The organism is Paenibacillus pedocola, assembly GCF_031599675.1.
Classification (GTDB): Bacteria; Bacillota; Bacilli; order Paenibacillales; family Paenibacillaceae; genus Paenibacillus_AQ; species Paenibacillus_AQ pedocola.
Genome location: NZ_CP134223.1, coordinates 4,919,966 through 4,942,015 on the forward strand (window position 1 = coordinate 4,919,966; position 22,050 = coordinate 4,942,015).

18 protein-coding genes and 1 riboswitch are annotated in these 22,050 nt (G+C 51.2%); of the genes, 8 read left to right on the plus strand and 10 right to left on the minus strand.

The annotated features are described in order from the left end of the window. Positions 1–24: 24 nt before the first annotated feature. The 8 genes from QU597_RS21845 to QU597_RS21880 all read right to left on the minus strand — a co-directional run bounded on the left by QU597_RS21845 (position 25) and on the right by QU597_RS21880 (position 10,905). Positions 25–882, minus strand: a complete 858-nt coding sequence (locus QU597_RS21845) for a carbohydrate ABC transporter permease (protein ID WP_310829805.1) — start codon at positions 880–882, stop codon at positions 25–27. After that, positions 879–1,859, minus strand: coding sequence for a carbohydrate ABC transporter permease (locus QU597_RS21850; RefSeq protein ID WP_310829806.1), 981 nt, complete (start codon positions 1,857–1,859; stop codon positions 879–881). Before QU597_RS21850 ends, QU597_RS21845 begins: the two co-directional genes overlap by 4 nt. Before the next feature lie 65 nt (positions 1,860–1,924). Beyond that, positions 1,925–3,331 (minus strand): sugar ABC transporter substrate-binding protein, encoded by a 1,407-nt coding sequence (locus tag QU597_RS21855; RefSeq protein ID WP_310829807.1) that lies wholly within the window; start codon positions 3,329–3,331, stop codon positions 1,925–1,927. 133 nt (positions 3,332–3,464) lie between these two features. Continuing rightward, a complete protein-coding gene (locus QU597_RS21860) occupies positions 3,465–8,012 on the minus strand; it encodes a carbohydrate binding domain-containing protein (protein ID WP_310829808.1) in 4,548 nt (1,515 codons plus the stop codon). 232 nt (positions 8,013–8,244) lie between these two features. Continuing rightward, positions 8,245–8,454: a YrzR-like zinc ribbon domain gene (locus QU597_RS21865; protein WP_054941855.1), complete on the minus strand. Its 210-nt coding sequence runs from the start codon at positions 8,452–8,454 to the stop codon at positions 8,245–8,247. A 14-nt stretch (positions 8,455–8,468) separates the two neighbouring features. Next, a complete protein-coding gene (locus QU597_RS21870; RefSeq protein WP_054941856.1) occupies positions 8,469–8,990 on the minus strand; it encodes a PRC-barrel domain-containing protein in 522 nt (173 codons plus the stop codon). Between the two features lie 91 nt (positions 8,991–9,081). Beyond that, positions 9,082–10,227, minus strand: a complete 1,146-nt coding sequence (locus QU597_RS21875) for a cysteine desulfurase family protein (RefSeq protein WP_310829809.1) — start codon at positions 10,225–10,227, stop codon at positions 9,082–9,084. Positions 10,228–10,431: 204 nt separating this feature from the next. Continuing rightward, the gene (locus QU597_RS21880; protein ID WP_310829810.1) at positions 10,432–10,905 is read right to left on the minus strand and encodes a 2-thiouracil desulfurase family protein; all 474 of its coding nucleotides are present in this window, start codon (positions 10,903–10,905) and stop codon (positions 10,432–10,434) included. Positions 10,906–11,069: 164 nt separating this feature from the next. Between QU597_RS21880 and QU597_RS21885 the strand changes: the two genes are divergently transcribed. Beyond that, on the plus strand, positions 11,070–11,738 hold the full coding sequence (locus QU597_RS21885; protein WP_310829811.1) for an SOS response-associated peptidase: 669 nt from the start codon (positions 11,070–11,072) through the stop codon (positions 11,736–11,738). Positions 11,739–11,858: 120 nt separating this feature from the next. Further along, a complete protein-coding gene (locus QU597_RS21890) occupies positions 11,859–12,044 on the plus strand; it encodes a hypothetical protein (protein WP_310829812.1) in 186 nt (61 codons plus the stop codon). Positions 12,045–12,060: 16 nt separating this feature from the next. Here QU597_RS21890 and QU597_RS21895 read toward each other — a convergent pair whose 3' ends face one another. Further along, a complete protein-coding gene (locus tag QU597_RS21895) occupies positions 12,061–13,419 on the minus strand; it encodes a voltage-gated chloride channel family protein (protein WP_370656207.1) in 1,359 nt (452 codons plus the stop codon). 27 nt (positions 13,420–13,446) lie between these two features. Continuing rightward, a riboswitch (Fluoride riboswitch) is annotated at positions 13,447–13,506 on the minus strand. 644 nt (positions 13,507–14,150) lie between these two features. On the opposite strand from QU597_RS21895, the gene QU597_RS21900 reads away from it, so the two are divergent. The 5 genes from QU597_RS21900 (at position 14,151) to QU597_RS21920 (ending at position 20,001) form a co-directional block, all read left to right on the plus strand. Further along, positions 14,151–15,887, plus strand: coding sequence for a peptide-binding protein (locus QU597_RS21900; protein WP_310829813.1), 1,737 nt, complete (start codon positions 14,151–14,153; stop codon positions 15,885–15,887). A gap of 125 nt (positions 15,888–16,012) precedes the next feature. After that, positions 16,013–16,984, plus strand: coding sequence for an ABC transporter permease (locus tag QU597_RS21905; protein WP_236332866.1), 972 nt, complete (start codon positions 16,013–16,015; stop codon positions 16,982–16,984). Then, positions 16,981–18,000: an ABC transporter permease gene (locus QU597_RS21910; protein ID WP_310829814.1), complete on the plus strand. Its 1,020-nt coding sequence runs from the start codon at positions 16,981–16,983 to the stop codon at positions 17,998–18,000. Before QU597_RS21905 ends, QU597_RS21910 begins: the two co-directional genes overlap by 4 nt. Then, positions 17,967–18,986, plus strand: coding sequence for an ABC transporter ATP-binding protein (locus QU597_RS21915; protein ID WP_310829815.1), 1,020 nt, complete (start codon positions 17,967–17,969; stop codon positions 18,984–18,986). Before QU597_RS21910 ends, QU597_RS21915 begins: the two co-directional genes overlap by 34 nt. After that, positions 18,979–20,001, plus strand: coding sequence for an ABC transporter ATP-binding protein (locus QU597_RS21920; RefSeq protein WP_310829816.1), 1,023 nt, complete (start codon positions 18,979–18,981; stop codon positions 19,999–20,001). The genes QU597_RS21915 and QU597_RS21920 overlap by 8 nt, the downstream gene beginning before the upstream one ends. Positions 20,002–20,100: 99 nt before the next feature. Here the strand turns inward: QU597_RS21920 and cymR are convergent, their stop codons facing one another. Beyond that, positions 20,101–20,520 carry a cysteine metabolism transcriptional regulator CymR gene (gene cymR, locus QU597_RS21925; protein ID WP_054941865.1) on the minus strand — a complete coding sequence of 140 codons (420 nt, stop codon included), beginning with the start codon at positions 20,518–20,520 and terminating at the stop codon, positions 20,101–20,103. A 319-nt stretch (positions 20,521–20,839) separates the two neighbouring features. On the opposite strand from cymR, the gene mnmA reads away from it, so the two are divergent. Continuing rightward, complete coding sequence (gene mnmA / locus QU597_RS21930; protein WP_310829817.1) at positions 20,840–21,964, plus strand: tRNA 2-thiouridine(34) synthase MnmA; 1,125 nt, start codon at positions 20,840–20,842, stop codon at positions 21,962–21,964. Positions 21,965–22,050 lie beyond the last annotated feature (86 nt).

The following is a 22,050-nucleotide window of genomic DNA, read 5'->3' on the forward strand; positions in this document are numbered from 1 at the left end:
TTTCCTTTCCTGGCATGCTGCGGATCAGCCCTTGACGGCCCCCGCGGTCATACCGCTAATAAAGTATTTCTGCGTCATGAAAAATATCACCATAACCGGTACCGTTACTACAGTAGAAGCGGCCATCAGCAGGTCATAACGGGTATTGTACTGGCCGACAAACAGGCGGATGCCGACTGGAATGGTCTGTACATCCGAACTGGTCGTAAGTACCCAGGCGAAGAGAAGCTCATCCCAAGCCGTAAGGAAGATAAAGATACCTGTCGCAATGATCCCGGGCAGAGACAGCGGCAGAATAATTTTGTAAAAGGCTTGGAATTTCGTACAGCCGTCAATGGTAGCTGATTCTTCCAAATCTCTTGGAATCGAGACAAAGAAGCTGCGCATAATCCAGATACTGATCGGGGTATAGAACGCCGTATAGACGAGAATCATTCCCCAGTACGTGTTGATCATCGGCAAGCCGAATGTATTCTTGATCCACAGGAACATCAGATAGATCGGGAACAGGAACATAATCCCCGGAATCAACTGGGTGGATATGATACTCATGCTGAACAGCTTCGATCCCGGAAAATCAAACCGGGCCAGTGCATATCCGGCCAGTACAGCAAAGGTACCGGCAAGCAGAGTCGTCGCACCGCAGATCAGAAGGCTGTTGCGGAAATAGACGGCAAAGTTAACTGTATCCCACATATTGATATAATTGACCCACTGCGGCTTCGGCAGGCTGAAGGTAGTGATCCCGTTCAGAATTTGATCATTGGAGTGCAGTGAGGTGAAGACCATCCACAAGATTGGGAATATCGTCAATAGAACGATAAGCCAGGTTACTGAAGTCAGCAGGAACGAACTGACAGAACGTTTACGATGTGTACTCATTGTGTATTCAACTCCGTTCTAAAAGCGCGGTACCAAACGCCGACGATCATCAGCATGGCAAACATCAGCATGATTGAAGCGGCAGAACCTGAACCGAAGGACCAATAACCGAAGGATTGGCGGGTCAAAGCTGTCATCAGGAGGTCGCCCCATTCCCCTGGATATCCGGCACCGTTGCCGAACATCGTGGAAACGATGTTATAGGAGTAGACGTTGTTAATAATTTGGAATAAAAGCTGTACGGCAATAACCGGCTTAAGCATCGGCAGCGTCATATTCCAGAACTGGCGGAATTTGCCCGCACCGTCAATGGTTGCCGCTTCGTAGATATCTTCCGGAATCGTCTGAAGTCCAGCCAGGAAAATAACCATAAGGAACGGCCAGCCTCGCCAGATGGTCGGGATAATGATCGCCCAAATCGTATTCGGTCCAAGCAGCCAGAAAGGCTTCTCTGCATAGAGATGCAGAACGTCAACCAGGAAATAGTTGATAATACCGTTTTGCTGCCACATGAAGCCCCAGAGTACACCGACAACATAAGACGGTACAACCCATGGAAGCAACATTGCTGTACGGGCAATACTGCGGCCGGGAAAATCACGGTTCAGCAGCATGGCCATCATTAGGCCCATAACCATTACACCAATCGTCACGATGACCGCGTAAATGGCCGTGTTGCGAATGGCGAAATTCAACCCTTGGCGGACCGGATTATCGGAATTGAACAACAGTCCAACATAATTGTCTATCCCTACAAAAGGTGCCTTCAAATATTTGCCCAACGTAAATTGGTTCAGCTTCAAAAAGGACATCCAGAATCCCTGAATCATCGGGAGCAGATGCACCAGCAACATGAAAATGATGGTCGGAACCATCAGCATATAAGCAAATTTATTATCTCTAACCCGCTTGCGCCACACTGCGCGTTTGCTTGCGGCCGCTTTTACGGGAAGATTTTTTTCAGTATGGAGTCCCATCTCTTATCCCTCACTTTGCTAATAGAAGAGCCGCCGCACCCTGCGCGCGGCGGCATCCCAAGATCCTATTGGTTAATAATAGCTTTGACTTCAGCTGCTGCAGAATCCAGCTCTTCCTTGACGCTTTCTCTACTGTACTTGCCCTTCACGCCGGCAACGATATCCCAGACGTTGGCAAAATGCTTTTGCAGTGCTGTTTCTGTAGGTCCCCATTGCGGAATAGCCGGATAGGTTCTTCCGTATTTGGTTGCTTCCGAGAATGCTTTCATGTTGGCATCCAGATCTGGCGATTCCAGAAGAGACAGTCTGGCTGGAAGCTGACCGGATACGGCAGCATAGGCCTTCTGCGCTTCATCAGCGGTCAGGTATTTAATAAGCTCCCAAGTAGCTTCCTTATTCTTCGAGCCGCTGAATACGGTCAATTCACTGCCGCCGACAAAGGTAGCTTGTCCGCCGGGACCGGCTGGAAGCGGAGCAACCGCGAAGTTTTTCGCTGCTTTCTTGTCATCCATACCGCCGTTTGCTTTTGGTGTCGCAAAGTTCTTCGCAAGCCATGGGCCGGAGATAATTACGGCCGATTTGCCATCACCGAAGTCACCCTCGATCTGCGACGAGTTCTTTTCAAGCGATGCCTTGTCAACAAGGCCTTCCGCTGCGAGTCCTGTGTAGTACATAACCCCATCAAGCCCTTTGTCTTCGTTGAAGGTTACGTTTTTGTTATCTTCCGACAGAACGTCGCCGCCTGCAGCCCAGATCCAAGGGAAGATATTATGCACTACGTTCCAGTCGTTTTTACCCGGAAGTCCGAGTGCGGCGATCTTCTTCCCGTCAACCGTCTGTCCGTTGACCGCTTGCAGCGCGCTTTTGAAGGAATCCCAATCCTTAAAAGCTGTTGCTGTGTCAACACCGGCTTGCTTGAATACATCCGTCCGGTAGTAAATCGCACGTGCATCTACGAACCAAGGCACTCCGTATACTTCACTGTCGCCTGCGATGGAGGTTGTTTTCCAGATAGCCGGCAAGAAGGCTTCTGCGCCGCCCACATCAGCAACTTTGTCAGTCACTTTATCAATACCGCCCATGCTGGCAATTGCCGGTACCCAGGTGCTACCCAGTTGAAGCAGATCCGGGCCTTCGCCGCTTGTTGCCGCCGTTGTGATCTTAGTCCAGGCAGAACCCCAGTCAAGTACCGTTACCTTGACGGAGACATTCGGATGCTCTTTCAGGTAGGGATCAATGGTCTTCAGGAAGTCCGCATCCGGTTTCGGGCTGTTCGGCATCACCCAGGCGTTCAGTGTAACAGGTTCCATGCTTGGAGCTTTTGAAGTTGCAGGAGCCGTAGTTGCGCTCGACTCTTCTTTCACTCCTCCGTTGTTAGCCGCATTTGTGGAATTGCTATTGCCTCCACACCCGCTGACAACTACTGAAAATGCCATGAGCAGTGCACTGATTGATACTGCTGTCTTTTTCAAAATAAATCTCCCCCATTGTCGTTTGAAAATCGCGGAGAACGGTTGCCCGTTCCCCATGTCTTGATTATAAAAGCGTTTCTTGCCCGTCTATATAACAAATCCCAAGCCTGGATAACAAATTATTAAGCTTGTCTCAAGGTGCCGGTATTGTTCCGTTGTTCAGCAACACCACATCATCGACATCCACCGCAAGATGGCCTGTGCCTCCGTCCGGAATATTTCCCAGTTCAAAAGAAATGCGGCCGATGGACGTGCTCCCTCCGGTAACGTCGAATTCTAAAGTGTAAGTGTTGTATTCTGTACCAAGATCAACCACTTTGCTCGCATATCCATGCCAGGTGTAATTATTCGCGGCATCCAGCCAGCCGATGCTGATGTTCATTTTGCGAGCTGCTTCTGCCTTGGCTTTAAAAGTGAGTGTATAATGATTGCCTTCGTTGTAGGCTACTCCCTCGTAATAGACCTGCCGGTCCCAGCTGTTCGACCCTGTGGAGCCTACCTGCATGCGCAGCGCCCCATTTACATTGTCAATAGACAATTCTCCGCTGTCGGATGAATAGCTGCTCCAGCCCTGCAGCGGAGCCGAGAAGTCTCCGTTCGGTATCAGATTCTCCCCATAAGCCTCACCAGCCATCACCGGACTCACCTGAAGCAGGGAAATATTGCTTAGCTTGACACTATGCGCTCCAATCAGCTCCGACACCTTACCCAGAGTGAACTGAAGCAGGGCGGCGGGATCGCTTACCGGGGCAGTGAACAGGTATTCGTAATGTCCGCCGGTTTCGCTCAGGCTCGCTGTCTCGTTCATATATGGAGTCCAATCGTTATCTGACGAGCCGTCATGCTGGACCAGTACCCGGATCAGCCGTGCTATGGATGCTTCCGCATCGAAGCGGAGCAAATACTTCTTGCCTTGCTCCATCAGAATCGCGCCTTGCTTCACCTGAACATTCCATTCCTCGTCACCGCTGCCGCCAAGGTCAACCTTTAACGCTCCAGGCTCGGCAGTCATTACAGTATTCTTTACCGGATCATTGTCGACCCAGTCCTTCTTGAACAGCGTCCAGCCTTCGGTCGAAGCCTCCCTGAAGCTGCCGTTCACCACCAGCTCACGAGAAAGATCCAGCCAAGCCAGGTTGTAGCCGCTGCCTTCAAGACGGAAATAATAGCTTCCGGCAGGCAGCTCAAGTGGCACACCGATGACTGTGCGGTAGGATTGGAGTCCTCCCGTATCCCCGATAGCCGCGCTGTAGACGGCTGCTGTCGCCACACTGCGCTTGCCGGCATCCAGAACGGACAGCTCCAGTTCGGAACCGGCCCGTACACTGGATACCCTGGCCACAGGAACTATGCTTGCCGCCTGAGGAAGAACCACTTTGTACTCCGCGTAATCGCCCTTGTCCATGTCGGTGATATCCTTACCGCCTTCGCCGCTTGGCATCAGGCTGATTCCCGATGCCCCGGAGTACTGATCACCCCGGAGATGCAGGTAGCCGTTTAATGCAGGCGGCTCGGCCATACGGACGAGACGCACATTATCGATCTCGGTGTGCCCGGCAGCCTGGCCAAGAAGGAATGATAATGTACCTTCGGTGCCGGCAGAGCTGGACATGGAGATCTCCGCTGTGTAGCTCTTCCATTCCGGCGTTAGAGTAAGCGATGATCCGTCAGGATAGAGGGTATCTCCGCCACCGGCCTCAAGCTTAATACCCATCGGCTGAGACTGTTCCGACCGGGCATCGAAATAGAGTTGATAGACGCCTCCTGCAGACAAAGGCAGACCTGTCTGCGTAAGCATTACATCCTCCGCCGACTTACCGGTGTTATCGACTTGTACACTGAATATCCGTTTCATGAGCGGAAGCTCCAGGATATTGGTTACCTTAGCATCCGCCGCTGCTCCCGATTCCGGCTTAACCGCAAATCTCCAATAGCCCAGCCTGTCTTCTCCCAGCTCAAACCCTCCATTGTAAATGAGGTTGCCGTCAGCCAGCGGAGTGCGGACTACCGGCAGGGGCTGGGTCTCAACTACCCGGACATTAGCGAAATAAGCCGTAATATCGTTTAGACCGAGATTGAATTCAAAACGGACATTGTTGTCGGTAGCCTGCGCCATGTTAAAGGTATACTCAAAAGATTGCCAGTCCGGGGTAAGCTGGAAATTCCGTTCTTTAGAGTACGCTGTCCATCCGCCGCCGAATTCGGTCAGCTTGCTCATCACCGGACGGACCGCATCTGCTTTGGCATCAAACGTTACTTTGTAGGCTTTGCCCTTCTCCAGAAGAAGCGGCATTTGGGTGAGCTGGACGGAATAATTTTGGGTTCCCGCCTCTTGGATAGCCACCTTCACTGCCTTACCCTTATCCTTGTCTTCGATGACGGAAGCTGAGCCCGCACCGCCTGCATTCTTGATTAATTCCCAGTATTGCGGAAGTCCGCCGGCTGCTGCGGCGCCTTTGAAATCACCGTTGTAAATCTGGTTCCCGTCTGCAAGCACAGGACGCTGCGGATCAGAGGTTTCGGGCTTTGTTGGCCGCTTTCCCGTTACGTCAGGCCACTCATCCAGCTGTTTATACTTATAAACCCGGACATAATCGACATACATCTTATCTGACTGGAAGTCCGCAGCCGGGTTGCCCGGCCAATCGCCGCCGACCGCCAGATTGAGAATCATATAGAACGGCCGGTCAAACGGCGCAGGATAAGTATAGTAATCCGGCTGGCCTTCTGCCTTTGTCCCCCAATCGCTCGTTTCAAAATACATTTTACCGTCCACGTAATACCGGATCAGGCCCGGAAGCCATTCAAGCGTGAAATCATGATAATCGTCAGCAAATGTTTTGCCTTCGGGCAGAACATAAGTCTTGGATTGGGACATGTGCGGGATATCGTAATGAAGCGAACCATGCACGGTTCTCGGGTACAGATCAGCCTTCTCCGTATCACCGGCCACCGGTCCCGTCAATTCCATAATGTCCATCTCGCCGCTACCAGGCCAAGGTCCGTACTGCTTCTCTTCATCGGTTGGCATCATCCAGATGGCCGGCCACATGCCTTGCTGAACCGGCAGCTTGGCACGCACCGTGAATTTACCGTAAGTCCAGTCGCCCTTCATCTTGGAGGTCAGCTTGCCGGAAGTATACTCTTTCCCGCCGTAAGCTTCCTTCCGTGCTTCCAGTGCGAGCACACCCTGCCCGCTCTCCATTTCGAGTGCAACGTTGTCCGGATGGTAATATTCCAGTTCGTTGTTGTATACCGTTCCGGTATCCTGTACATTCCATTTGTTTCCGTCAATGGAGCTGCCGTCGAATTCATCGTTCCAGACTAGCTCCCAGGGATCATTATTGGTTGCCGGAGTAGCCGTCGCCGTTGCAGCCGGTGTAGCGCTTGCCGCCGCCGTTGCAGTTGGTGCGGCGCTGGCCGTCGCTGCAGGCGTCGGTGACGGTGTCACTCCTCCTCCGGTTCCACCGCCGGCTGCGGCAGCCGTAGCACTGGCCTGCGGTGAGGCTGCACTGCCGGATAAGCCCCGAAGCGTCTCTCCGGTTTTGAGGGCTGTGCCGTTGAGAAGCACACTGCCCGCCTTTGGATCCAGCAAGCCTATGTGCCCCCGGTTCACAATTTCTGATCCGGCAGCGCCGGTACCGACAATCAGGGCATCCACTCTTGAGCTGGTCCCAATTTCAACTTTGGCCGGATGGATCAATTCGATCCGGGCCGCGGAGCTTTCATCCTCCAGGACGAGCCGCACAGGCACTTTGGCCTTGTCTACAATCGTCTGCCCCAGGGAAGATTTGTGAAAGACCACCGAATGTCCGCCGCCTCCGGAGATACGTGTGGTACCCTTCACCTTGAGTCCGGAAAACGATACTGCTCCCTCACCCGTTCCGGCAGTCACATAGAGATTTCCATTGACCGATCCGCCTTCAATCCGTACGTCCGCCCGGTTGACAATAACATTGCCGGACACCTCACCAATCGAATAGCTTCCTTCGTCCGCACTGATCCATCCGATCATCCGGCCGAGCAGCACCGCCAGCTCGGCGCGTGTCATCGGAGCCTGCGGATTCAGCTTTCCTGCCGAGTCGCCGCGAATATAACCGGCGTCAAGCATAGCGCTCACTGCTTCCCTGGCATAGCCGCTGACCGATGACCCGTCTGCCTGAGCGGCCAGTACATTTTGGGAGGCGGCTTCCAGCATGAAAGCCCGTCCAAGCATCGTTAACACATCCTGCCGCGTTACGGCGGCTTCCGGCTGAAACCGTCCGTCCGCGTAACCCGTGATAATACCCGCTGCGTTGCTCCCGCCAATATCCTTGCTATACCAGGAAGAAGCGCTTACATCACTGAAAGCGGCACTGCCCGAATCGGTGTAGCGAAACACCCGGCCCAGTATAACTGCCATCTCCGCGCGGGAGACTGCCCGGCTGGGCCCAAATTGCCCCTGACCGTCACCTTGCAGAATCCCGGCGGCTGCCAGCCTGTCCGCCGCCTCCGCCGCCCAATGCTGTTTCATATCGGCAAACCTTGCCGTTCCGGCCGCATTAATGCTGCTTACGCTTACTGCTGATCCGGGAAGCCCTTCCGGACCGGCTGCTTTTGCGAGTCCGATGTTCCCCGGAAGCTGCAGACCTGACAGCAGCATAACAGTAACCAGAAGCTTAGATATTCCCCTGCGGTACATCTTCACATTCCCCCTTATGTAAATACATGTAGACTTCCGGCGTTGCCGCCGGTCGATTTCAGTATAGAGTCCGCCCGCTGCAGGTAACATACCAATTCCTTAGTGCGTATAACAAAGATGCAACTTTCGCATAAAATGAAAAAAGCCTAATTCTCAGACAGCTGCAGCAGCTGCCTGAGAATTAGGCGCGGTGAATCTATGTAACTCTTGTTGAGCATCATTAGGTTTCAAATCAGGAGGATGCATGGATTTGGGGGAAATCCTGAGCAATATCCTCACCCGAGAACAGATCGTCAAGCGAACTGAGTGTGCCGTCTTCTTCCACCTGATAAACCGACATTTTCTCACCGTTGACCGTTAGTTCGATGAAACAGCCCCAGCAGTAGAACTGGTGTGAACCGATCTTGCCGATATCCTTGGAGTTACAGTTTGGACACTTCATATAATACATTCCACCTATCCGTTAACAATATTAATGGCTTTTTGTAGCCGTTCTTCGCTCATCGCGGGAACCAGTACGGCATTCTCCCCAATGGACATCCCTTCAGAACAAGGCAGCCATTTGCGGCCTTCGATCAAATCAGTTACCAGCCCGTCACTGATTTCCAGCGCTACTATTGTGTTTCCCAACTTCTGGTCAAAATAAACATCGGATATTCGTCCTAGGTTCGTTCCGGATGCAGTCAGTACCTGCAAATCCTTCAGTTTGTTCTTTCCCAAAAGAAAAGTATATGGTATATGGTCAGTGTCGGCCTTAACAATCGACTCTTTACTGCGAATCATAATAGCATCTTCGCCATAAGCGACAATGTCTTCCCATGCCACAACTTTCACATGACTGGAGAAAAAAGACTTGCTTTCCAGTTCAATACCCGTAATATTCCAGTTTGAATCGAGTAAACAATCGACAAGTTTGCCGACTTCATTACCTTCTTCAACTTCATATATAGTGAGGCCAATCAAATCCTGAAGTTTCATGACTGCTAAGTCCCCTCACTTTGAGTATACTTACGAGTTCCCAGAGAAGTGAAAAACTGAAACAGACACAAGACTGTAGCAATCCCTGGTCTTATTTACGCAGCCGTTTCAGAATAGTTTCAACTTTTTGGGCAACGTACTCCATTTCTTCATTAGTATTACCCAAACCTGTGCTAAAACGAATCGCAGAATGTAAAAGTTCTGCCGGAAGTTTCATGGCCTGCAGAACATGCGAAATTTCCAGCGAACCCGAGGTGCAGGCCGAACCGCTGGCAGCAGCAATCCCCTCCATATCCAGGTTCATCAGGAGCACATCCGTGCTCGCCCCCGGGAAGCTCACATTTAGAATTCCCGGCAAAAAATGCTGTGTATTACCGTTGATCACGTAAGCGTCCCGCCCGATCCGGCGGTCGAGCTCCTGCAGCAGTGTGGTTCGCAGCCGCAGAGCATGGTCCTGCCTCTGTGTCAGGCCCAGTACCGCAAGTTCCACTGCTTTGGCAAACCCCGCCGCACCCGCCAGGCTCTCCGTGCCGGCCCGTCTGCCGCGCTCCTGCAACCCCCCATGCTGTCTGGGGTGCAGCGGCGCACCGCGGCGTACGTAGAGGCCGCCTATGCCCTGCGGACCGCTGATTTTGTGGGCAGTGAAGCTCATGTAATCCACCGGCAGCCCGAGCAGGTTGATCGGCAGCATGCCGAGGGCTTGTACAGCATCAACATGGAACAGGATTCCACGTTCAGCGGCCAATCTCCCAATCTCCTCAATCGGCTGTACCGTTCCAACCTCATTATTGCCAAACATCACACTGATCAGAACGGTATCTTCCCGCAGGGCTGCTTCAACATCTGCAACAGCAACTAACCCTGTGGAATCTACCGGCAGATAGGCGATGGAATAGCCCTGCCGTTCCAATTCCGCGCAGGTATGCAGAATTGCATGATGCTCAACAGCTGTAGTAATGATGTGCCTGCCTTTCTCTGCGGTGCCGGCGGCAGCGCCGAACAAGGCCAGATTATCGCTTTCCGTGCCTCCGCTGGTAAAGATCCATTCATCAGGCGCACAGCCTAAAAAGCCCGCGATAGAATCGCGCGCACCGTTAATAATCTTTTTGGCGGAACGTCCAAACTGATGTACACTGGACGCATTGCCGTATTCTCCGATCATTATATTGTACATAACCTTAGCCACCTCCGGATGAACCGGGGTTGAGGCGGCGTGGTCCAAATAGATGGGCTTCATGACTTGTTTCTCCGCTTCTTGAAATTGAATTTCAGTATTTTCTTACAGGACTACTCGATTATACTGCTGAACAGATTCTTTTACCACCAGGGAATAAACACAATATTGTAATATCTGTCAAGAGGCTGCACCTCTAATCCTCCGGCAGATATTCAGCTTATTTTCAGCTTCCCCTGATATACTGCCTCGGCGGGTACCCTGATTTCAGTGAAATCTAAATTCTTCCAGACGGGCTGCAAGCTCATCTTCGGAGATGACCTCAATGCCGTTTATCCGCAGCAGTGCGGCCGTAACGCCTTCTCCGTGAATTTTTCGGCCTGCGAATTCTCCGTTATAGATCATTGTACTTCCGCAGGATGGGCTGTTCTGCTTGAGCACTACGGAAGTAGCGCCGGATGCACGGGCTTTTTCCAGGGTCACATAAGCTCCCTTTAGATACATCCCGGTAACATCATTTCCCGATCTATCGATCACCCGGGCCTTCCCGTTCAGCACATCTTCGCCGGTTCCGCCGACGATTTCAGCCGGTTCTCTGGGGGTAGAGAAGCCCCCAAGCAGCTCAGGGCAGACCGCAATTGCCTTGCCGCTGTCCAGCAGACTCATCAGACTCTCTTCCAGACAATCTGTACCATTATATCTGACTTTCATCCCGGCCAGACAGGAGCTTACCAATATCATAGGATCACTCTCTTTCTTTACTTCACTATTTAATGCAGCATGATTTATAATAGCTGTAACTGTTCAAGTTCTATTAATAATAAACACTCAGAGCATCGCACGGTGGCCCTGAAAGCTGTAAACTTTGCCGCCCGGTAGCAGATTAAAACGGAGGTGCAGCCAGGATGTGCGGCAGATACACGATTACAGTAACGATGGAAGAATTGATGCTGCGGTATTTTACCGATGACTCCAGTATTGTCCATTACGCGCCTAAATTCAATGCGGCTCCGATGCAGCATATTCCGGCGGTCATTAATAACGGCACCTCTAACAAGCTGGGGGTCCTACGCTGGGGGCTGGTACCTTCCTGGGCCAAGGATGATAAACTCGGAAGCAAAATGATTAATGCCCGTGCAGAATCGCTGCTGGAGAAAGTCTCCTTTAAAGGGCTGATCCGCTCACGCCGCTGCCTCATACCTGCCGACGGGTTTTATGAGTGGAAACAGCAGGCTGGCGGTAAACAACCGATGCGGATTGTACTGCAGGACCGGAGTATTTTTTCGATGGCCGGCTTATATGATATTTGGACAGATGCCAGCGGCAACAAGCTCAGCACCTGCACGATTATTACCACGGAGGCAAACAGCCTGATGGCGGACATTCACGACCGGATGCCGGTTATTCTCAGCCCGGAAGCCGAATCACAGTGGCTGGACCGCAGCAATCAGGATATCCCTTCCCTAATGGGTCTGCTCCGGCCATACAATGCGGCACAGATGCATGCCTATCCGGTATCCTCAGAGGTTGGCAATGTGCGCAATAACTATAAAGAACTGATAAAAGAAGCCTGATGCATAAACGGCAAACATTACAACTTTGTCAATTATCCATTTTTGCGTGTAAAGAAATGTCAGTTGGTTTAATTAAGTACATGGCTATAAAAAGCATATATATTAAGAGGAGATAGTATTTTGCAAACACTAAAATTCCAACAAGCGATCGCTGAAGGAACTCTGCTCGAGATTCATCTGATCAGCGGTGAAACCTATAGAGGGATATGTAAAAAGGGAAAGTTAGCGGATTCCTTCGAGCTAAAAACAGACAAGGGTCTATTGTCCTTGCCCTATTGGACGATAAAACGGTTCAAAAAAATATAGAGGCCGTAAGTAAGTATCATGAGGGGTCTTTGCCTTTCTTTCTAAGCAGCTTGGCCTTGGCCAGAGTTGTCCCTTGCGGGAAGGAAGTGAACTGGCTTTTGGATATGCCGATTTGTTGAGCGGTATAGATGCCGGTATGCCCCGAGAACAAATAACTCACGAGACAAGCGATAAAGAGGTAAACGGCCCCTTCGGCTCCAAACAATTCAATGCCCATCAAAAAGCAGGCGATAGGCGTGTTAGTGGCACCGCAGAATACAGCGACAAAACCGAGTGCGGCCAGAAAAGGGGCATACAGGTGTAAAAAACCGGATAATGCATGTCCCAATGTAGCACCAATGGCAAATAACGGTGTGACTTCCCCGCCTTGAAAACCCGCTCCCAGGGTCAGCGATGTGAATACAAGCTTTCCTAAGAAAGCAAACGGAGCAACGTCCCCGGTAAATGAATCCTGAATCAGAGGGATCCCCAGCCCCAGATAATCTCTAGTCCCCACAACGTAAACCAGCACAATAATCACTACGCCACCGACAGCACTTTTTATCATTGGATTAGCGAACCAGCGGGTATAGCCCTTTTTCAGCGCATGTGTCAGCTCACTGAACAGGATGCTGGTAAGTCCAAACAAAATGGAAGCAAATACAACCTTAAGCAGTACTACAAAAGTCAGAGAAGGAATATCTCCTATGGGATAGTGAAGATGTGTGATGCCCCAGAATGAAGTAGCTGTCAAATTACCGACAAAGCTGGCGATAAAAGCAGGGATAAGCGCTTCATGACTGATTAACCCAATCGCAAGCACTTCCAGTCCAAACACCGTTCCCGCTAAAGGTGTTCCAAAGATCGAGCCAAAGCCGCCGCTAATCCCGCAAATCAGCAGAATCCTCCGGTCAACGGGGCCGACCTTTAACATCTTTCCAAACCAATCCGCTAGGCTGCCGCCCATCTGCACCGCGGTCCCCTCCCGTCCTGCAGAGCCGCCAAACAAATGGGTGATAAGCGTTCCAAATAATACAAGCGGAGCCATCCGCAGCATTACGGGCTCATTGCCAGCCTGAATTTGCTCCAGAATTAAGTTATTTCCCTTAGCACTGCTGCCCCCGTATTTGAAATATAACAAGCTGACCAGTGCCCCTCCCAGAGGAAGCAAAAAGAGCAGCCATGGATGGGCCAGTCTTGTATCCGTCACAAAGTCCAGGCTTTTCAGAAAAAAAGCTGACGCTGTTCCTGTTAATATCCCCACTCCGCCCCCGAGTACAATCCATTTAAGTAAAGTTCCCCAAGATGCAGCAAACCACCATTTCTCAGCAGCCTCAGACCATTTTTGTTTCAACCGGGTCATTATATTCGTTCCTTTCGCATGAAAATCATACATACAAATAGACTCCTACCAGGAAATATTTCGCTGGTAGGAGTCATTAGCCTCGCGGCAGTTACGGCGAACTCCATCGCCCTAGTATCGTAGACTTATTTTAGTATTTCGCATCAGAATCGTCAATAGTGAGGCTGGCCCGTTTCGAAGAGTTCCGGCATTTTATCCAAAGTCTTGTCGACAGATGTCACAAATAACACAATAACACCATAATCTATCGACACAATGTGACATATGGGTCATTTATAATAACAATAGTAAACGGGTAAGTTTTATATACTTTCATAAAACCTACCTATACCTTGCCCTATATGCCTAAATATTTCATTTTTTATCAGTTTACCAAAATAAATGTACTACAAAATATTATATTGACGTAAGAATTATTAACATGTAGTATAAACCATAATTTATATACAAAGGTTTTGCCCGCCAGGTTGGGAAGTTTCTTTCTGTCTCTAATTGACCTCCGGTCTATTCAGCGCCCCGTGCTGTATTGCAGAAACGGACGTCGCCTAACAGAGCAAAGGGTTATTACATGGACAGCAGAAACTCTCCAACATCACTAAGATCCATTCATTGGGCAAGCACTATCTAACTGCCGAGGAGGTCGAACAAAGCCTTAGATTACAGAGAGACAGCAAGAGCGCGGACTACACCCCAGAACAACTCAATTTTAAGTCCAGTATCAGGTAAACTACTTACCCGCACTTAAAAAAGGAGGAGTAAACGGAATGACAAAAAAAAGAAATTGGTGGTCTATCTTACTTATCGTATCGCTCATAGGAATTTTGTTCACTGGCTGCAGTACAAATAACACTGCAAATACTCCTAACGCAACTGCAGAGAGCACAGCTCCTGCAGAAAGTGCGGCACCTGAAGCCTCTGCACCGGCCGCTGACGCACCGGTTGACGGCGGAACCCTCGTAATGAGCACCTTCTCCGATATCGTTAATATTAACCCGCTCCTGATTGGCGACACCTCATCAGGCGATGTCGCCAACTTCGTATTCGCACAAATCTATGATCTGGACCGTGCAGGTAACGTAACCGCTGAACCGTGGTCGCTGGCTGCAGAGCTTCCGGAAATCTCCGCGGATGGTCTGACCTATACCGTTAAATTGAAAGATACCATCAAATGGAGTGACGGCCAGCCGATCACTGCGGATGATGTAGTGTATACAATTGAAACCGCGAAGAATCCGGAAACCGGATCACCGCTGATCAGCCAGTATGATAAGGTGAAAACCGTTGAGAAGGTTGATGACCATACCGTTAAATTTACAATGAGCCAGGTCTATGCACCGTTCCTGTATGCTTTGTGCCAAGCCATCGTACCCGCGCATGTTCTAAAGGATGTAGCTCCAAAAGACATTCAGACGAACGCATACGGGACTGACCCGGCTAAAACCGTAACAAGCGGACCATGGAAATGGACAGCCTGGAAACAAGGCGAAAGCCACACGCTGGATGCCAATCCAGACTACTGGGGAGAAGTTAAACCACATATTTCCCAGCTCGTATACAAAATCTACGCGGATCAGAATACCGAGGTTCAAGCCATTCTGAAAGGCGACACCGACCATATCAGTGCAATTCCGGTAACACAGGTTGAAGCAGCCAAAGCAGATGGCGATATTGCGATCATCCAGAAGCCGGGTGCGCAGTATGAATATCTTGGATTCAACTTTGATGCCAACAATTTCAAGGACAAATATGGATTATTCGAAGGCCAGAAGACCAGACAGGCGATTGCCCACGCTCTCAACCGTCAAGGTATGGTAGACAATATTCTTAAAGGTGTAGGCGCCCTGATGAATGCACCGTTCCTGCCGGATACCTGGGCTGACCCGGGTGATGCAGCCGTGAACTATGACTACAATGCAGAAACCGCCAAGCAGCTCCTCGCTGAAGATGGCTGGGTTGCCGGCACTGACGGTATTCTCACCAAAGACGGTCACCGCTTCTCCTTCGAGCTGCAGTACAATGCCGGCAACAGCCGCCGTGAACAGGTCGCTGCCGTTATCCAGCAGAACCTGAAGGATGTAGGTATCGAAGTAACTCCGAAAGCCATTGACTTCGCTTCCTGGATTGACCAGAATGTCACACCGGGTAAATTCCAGGCGGTTCTCCTGGCCTGGTCCCTGAACAACCCGGACCCGGATGCTGAGAGCATTTTCTCCTCCAAGTACTTCCCGCCTGCCGGACAGAACGCCGGCTGGTATAAGAACGAGAAGCTGGATCAGCTGTGGGTAGACGGATACTCCACCGTTGACCAGGATAAACGCAAAGAGATTTATAAAGAGGTAGGTAAAGAAATCTCCACGGATCTTCCTTATGTATTCTTGTACCAGTACGGTCAGGCGATTGGCACGGGTCCTAGAGTCCACTGGGCAGAAGAAGATGCTCCGGAACCATCCCTCGGCTATGGACAATTCTTCCACGCTATTAAATGGTGGGTAACTGACTAAACATAACGGACACAGGAAATAGAATCTCGGAAGGGGAAAGAGAAGTCTCTTTCTCCTTCTCCTTTTGTCTGAGGGAGATTGCATTCCGGATTCTATACCCTAACTTCTCTAGGAGGATATAGTTCATGACAGAATATCTGATCCGTCGCGTACTGCAATCAGTACTGGTCATCTTTCTGATAACGCTGCTTACATTTCTTCTCATTCACGCTGCTCCCGGAGGGCCGACCAAAGTGATGCTGTCCCCGGGACTGTCCCCTGAGGTGCTTGAGCAGCAAGCTAAGAATCTCGGTCTGGATAAACCTATTCCGGTCCAGTATGTCCACTGGATTGGCGATTTGCTGCAAGGCGATTTGGGTTACACTTTCAAAAACCATATTGCCGTATCGGATCTGCTCTGGCCGCGTATCGCCAATACTTTTATTCTCATGGGGGCTGCCTGGCTGGTTTCGCTGGTGATCTCGATCCCATGGGGCATCTATAACAGCACCAAGGTATACGGCTTGTCTGATCAGACGGCCTCCTTCATCTCCTATCTGGGGTTCGCGATGCCTACCTTTTGGTTCGGAATACTGCTTCAGCAGTGGCTGTCCATTAAGCTGGACTGGTTTCCACTCTCGGATATGCATTCTAGAGGACATGAGGGGGATATCGGAGACTTATTCATGCACCTCGTATTGCCCGTAACGGTTCTGGCACTTGGCTTCCTCGCCTCTTATATGAAATATGCCCGGTCAAGCATGCTCGAGGTCCTGGATCAGGATTATATCCGCACTGCCCGGGCCAAAGGAGTACAGGAACGTAAGGTTGTATTCCGGCATGCGCTGCGCAACGCGCTTATCCCAATTATTACGATACTGGGACTTGATCTGCCTATTCTGGTAGCAGGGGCTACATTGACGGAGAATGTCTTCAACTGGCCGGGGATGGGCCGCTGGTTTGTAGAAATGGCGAACTCACGTGAATACTCGGCGCTTATGTCCATCACCATTGTCATAGCTGTCATGGTCGTCATCGGCAATCTGGTGGCTGATATCCTGTATGCCGTAGTAGATCCCCGTGTAAAACTCGGCAAGCAAGGAGGCAAAGCAGCATGAGTACCGACCATTCACAACTTGTTGCCCAATCGTCTGCATCTGCTTCCGGAACACCTGATAGCGGTTTGACACCTGCTCCCGGCCCGCAGATTTCAGCGGATGTCTCTAAACGGCCTCCCGGCCCATGGGTAGTGCTGTGGAAGAAGTTCTCCCGCAATCCTTACGCGATGAGCGGACTTATTGTATTACTCGTCTTTATTATCGCCGGGATATTAGCCCCTAAGCTCACCAAGTTCGACCCGGCAGCCATTGATTTGATGTTTCCTAATCTGAAGCCGGGTGCCGAAGGCCATTTGCTCGGGACAGACGAGCTTGGACGCGATGTGTTTACCAGACTTTTGTACAGCGCGAGGGTTTCTCTAATGATCGGTTTCTCTGTTGCCTTGGCTTCCGTTGCGATCGGTTCCGTTATCGGGGCAATTTCAGGATATTTTGGCGGCTGGGTCGATACGGTATTCATGCGCATTGTTGATGTGATGAACTCTGTACCTTCACTTTTCCTGAACATCCTGTTCATGGCCATCTTCGGGTCGCAGATTAAATACATGATTCTGATCCTGGCCCTGACGAGCTGGATGAGCATTGCCCGGCTGGTCCGCGGTACCTTCCTGCAGCTAAGGGAGATGCAATATGTTGAAGCCGCCAAAGCGATCGGCGTATCGAGCTGGGGAATTATCTTCCGCCATCTGCTGCGCAATGCGAGCTTCCCGATCATCGTCAATGCGACTCTGATGGTCGGCGGTGCCATCCTGAGTGAATCGGCACTCTCTTATCTGGGGCTAGGTGTTCAGGCACCAAAAGCCAGCTGGGGAGTCATGCTCAGCAACGCCCAGGAATTCATGCTGGTTGACCCGATGCAGGCCGTATATCCGGGCCTTTGCATCCTGCTTGTAGTACTCGCCGTTAACTTTATCGGCGACGGAATCCGGGATGCTCTTGATCCCAGACAGCAAGTGACCAAATCCCGGAGGAGGCTGGAAAAATGGCGGAAAAACTACTCGAAATCCGGAAACTGACCACCGGCTTTGCCACCGAAAAGGGGCTCGTCAAAGCTACAGATGCAATCTCGATTTCGGTTAAGAAAGGCCAGACGGTCTGTCTTGTCGGTGAATCCGGCAGCGGGAAAAGCGTAACCTCACTGGCTATCATGCGTTTGATCGATTATGCCGGAGGAATGATTATGGAAGGCAGCATAGATTTCCATGGTCAGGATCTTGCCGCGAAGAAGCAGGAGGACATGCGTAAAATCCGCGGCAACCAGATCGCGATGATCTTTCAGGACCCGATGTCCTCTCTCAATCCGGTATTCACCGTAGGCGAACAAATAGCCGAGAGCCTTCGGCTGCATCAGAACAAAGGAAACGACGAAGCGATGAAAGCTGCTGTTGATCTGCTTAAGCTGGTTGGCATTCCGGCACCCGAGATCCGGGCTAAGCAATATCCGCATGAACTGTCCGGCGGGATGTGTCAGCGCGTGGTCATCGCCATTGCGCTCGCCTGTAACCCGGAGCTGCTGATTGCCGATGAACCGACGACAGCCCTTGATGTAACCGTCCAGGCGCAGATTCTCGATCTTTTGCGTAAGCTTCAGGCGGAGCTTGGCATGTCGATCCTGCTTATCACTCATGATATGGGGGTAGCTGCAGAGATGGCAGACCGGATCGCGGTTATGTATGCCGGGGCTATCGTCGAGGAAGGTACGGTTGAAGAGATTTTCGATCACCCCAGCCATCCGTATACAGTGGGGCTGCTGCAGTCCATTCCCGGCTTTGAAGGGGAACGCGGCGGTGAGCTGTATACCATTCGCGGAACCATCCCGCCAATCGGCCAGCTTCCGTCCGGCTGCCGTTTTCATCCGCGCTGCCCGCATGCGATGGAGATCTGCCGCAGCCAGGAGCCGCCGAATTTCATGATTACGAGCGATCACCGGACGTCCTGCTGGCTGTTCCAAGACAAACCGGTCCAGACCGATTACAGCGATGAGGTGAGAACACATGGTTAAGGAAGCGGTTGTTACAGCTGACAGTAAAGCTTTGACCTCAGCCGAGGTACTGGTAGACATTAAGGACGTCAAAAAATATTTTCCCATCACCAAAGGCCTGCTGAACCGGACTGTTGGCCAAGTAAAAGCTGTTGACGGGGTAAGCCTGGCCATCCGCAAAGGCGAAACCTTTGGCCTGGTCGGAGAATCCGGCTGCGGGAAGTCTACCTTTGGACGTCTGCTGCTCCGGCTGCAGAGTGTGACAGAAGGAGAAGTGCTTTTTAAAGGTAAAGATATTCATTCTCTGGGGCATCAGGAGATGCGCCGCCTGCGCGAGGAAATGCAGATTATTTTTCAGGACCCTTTCGGTTCACTGAATCCCCGCTTTCTCGTCAAGGATATTATCGGCGAACCGCTGCGCATTCACCGGAGCATGTCTGCACGGGATATCGATGCCAGAGTGGTGGAGCTTATGGAGCTCGTAGGGCTTGATGCCAGCCGGAGAAACCGCTACCCGCATGAGTTCTCCGGCGGACAGCGCCAGCGGATCGGTATCGCCCGGGCAATCGCGCTAAATCCGCAGTTCATCGTTGCAGATGAAGCGGTATCCGCGCTCGATGTATCCGTCCAGTCCCAGGTGATCAATCTGCTCATGAAGCTGCAGAAGGAGCTTGGACTGACCTTCTTATTCATCGCCCACGGCCTGAATGTCGTACGCCACATCTCGGACCGCGTAGGAGTTATGTATCTGGGTAAAATGGTTGAAGTCGCTGAGACGGAGGCGCTGTTCGCCGCTCCTCTGCATCCCTATACAGCAGCGCTTCTCTCCGCCATTCCCAAGCCGACCCCAAGACGCAAGCAGGACCGTATCGTCCTGGAGGGTGATGTTCCTTCTCCCGCCAATCCGCCTTCCGGCTGCAGGTTCCATACCCGCTGTCCTTTGGCACAGGAGAAATGCCGTATGCAGGAGCCGCTGCTTGAGGAGGCAGCACCCGGGCGGATGGTAGCCTGCCATTTCCCGCTGGCTTCTGTGTAGCAGAAGCTTTCACAGGAAGCAGCAAAAACGCCTAACCGGCCGGTTAGGCGTTTTTGGTGTAGAAAGCAATACAGATGAAGAACAGCTCTGAAGAGCAGCTCAGATGTAAAACATATAGTTATCTGCCTTGTTCTCTTCCTTATAGTTAATCAGGTCAGACAAGGTGGTGGAATCCATCACATCGGCGATGCTATCGCGGATGCGCAGCCAGAGATCGCGCTTGGCCGGGTCGTCTTCCTCGGTGAAATCAACCGGGGAGATCGGTCCTTCCAGAACGCGGATAATGTCACCGGCAGTGATGGTCGCTGAATCCCGGGACAGAATATATCCGCCGTAGGCTCCGCGGATGCTCTTTACAAGTCCGGCATTCCGCAGCGGGGCAATTAATTGCTCCAGATAATGCTCGGACAAACCGTTTTTTTCGGCAATGCTTTTAAGCGATGTAGGCCCCTCGCCGAATTTCAGGGCAAGCTCCATCATAATGGTTAATCCGTAACGTCCTTTTGTTGATATTTTCAAAGGGGCACCTCTTTCGGTTTAATTGCTGCTGGTGTCTGAATCATAGAAAGCTCAGTAGACATGAGAAATGTCATATCAACGTATTCCGATGTTTGCTCTATGCTTATGTTATCATATCTGCGGACACATTTGCAGCGCAAAACACAACTTTTTGGCAAAATGTTCGCCTCCGGTGGACAAATTGTCAAAATCGCCTGCTTTTCCGCAACAAATTCCTCTGATCAAAGGGAGCTTGGGGTAGACAGGTGTGTTATAATACAAAATGAGCCGGGTGTTTAGTGTGATACCGGTATTTTTTGCATAGAAAATGGTGATTACGATGACAAAGGCAAATCAGGATACACGTGTCGTCGTCGGAATGTCTGGAGGAGTCGATTCCTCCGTTACAGCGCTTCTGCTCAAGCAGCAGGGCTATGACGTCATCGGCATCTTCATGAAGAACTGGGACGATACCGACGAGTTCGGTGTATGCACGGCAGAGACCGATGCTGAGGATGTACGCCGCGTATGCGAGCAGATCGATATTCCTTACTATACCGTAAATTTCGAGAAGGAATACTTTGATAAAGTCTTTTCCTATTTCCTCGATGAATATAAGGCCGGGCGGACGCCTAATCCGGATGTGATGTGCAACCGCGAGATCAAGTTCGGAGAATTCCTGAACAAAGCGCTGCAGCTGGGTGCTGATTATGTAGCCACCGGACATTATGCCCGTGTTGTGGAGGAAGACGGTGTGTTTAAGCTGCTCCGCGGCGTAGACAGCAACAAAGACCAGACCTATTTCCTGAATGCGCTGAACCAGTACCAGCTCTCCAAAGCGATGTTCCCGATCGGCCACCTACCGAAACCGGAAGTGCGGAGAATCGCTGAAGAAGCCGGACTTTACACCGCGAAGAAAAAAGACAGCACCGGCGTCTGCTTCATCGGCGAACGTAATTTCCGCGAATTCCTCAGCCAGTATCTGCCGGCACAATCCGGGGACATGGTCGATATCGCCACAGGTGAAGTCAAAGGCCGGCATGAAGGCCTGATGTATTACACGCTGGGACAGCGGCAGGGCTTAGGAATCGGAGGTTCCGGAACCGGTGAACCATGGTTCGTCGCGGAAAAGGATTTGGAGCGCAATATCCTGTACGTCGTGCAGGGAGACAAGCATCACAGCCTGTATTCCACAAGTCTCAATGCTTCCGGTGTGAACTGGATTGACGGCCAGACGCTTACGCCTGGTGATGCACCGCTGAAATGCACGGCCAAATTTCGCTACCGTCAGCCCGACCAGGGCGTTACGCTGACTGCGCGGGAAGACGGCACCGTTCATGTCGTGTTCGATGTTCCGCAAAAGGCAATTACACCAGGCCAGGCCGTTGTATTCTATCTTGGTGAACAATGTCTGGGCGGCGGAACCATTGAAGCTGCGGAGAAGGTCATTCCTCAGCCGCACTAAACCAGCAGACAGCATAAACTCTCTTCGGCGAAAGCCAAAGAGAGTTTTTTGTTGCCTTACTTTAGTGTTAGCTCATTAACATCCGC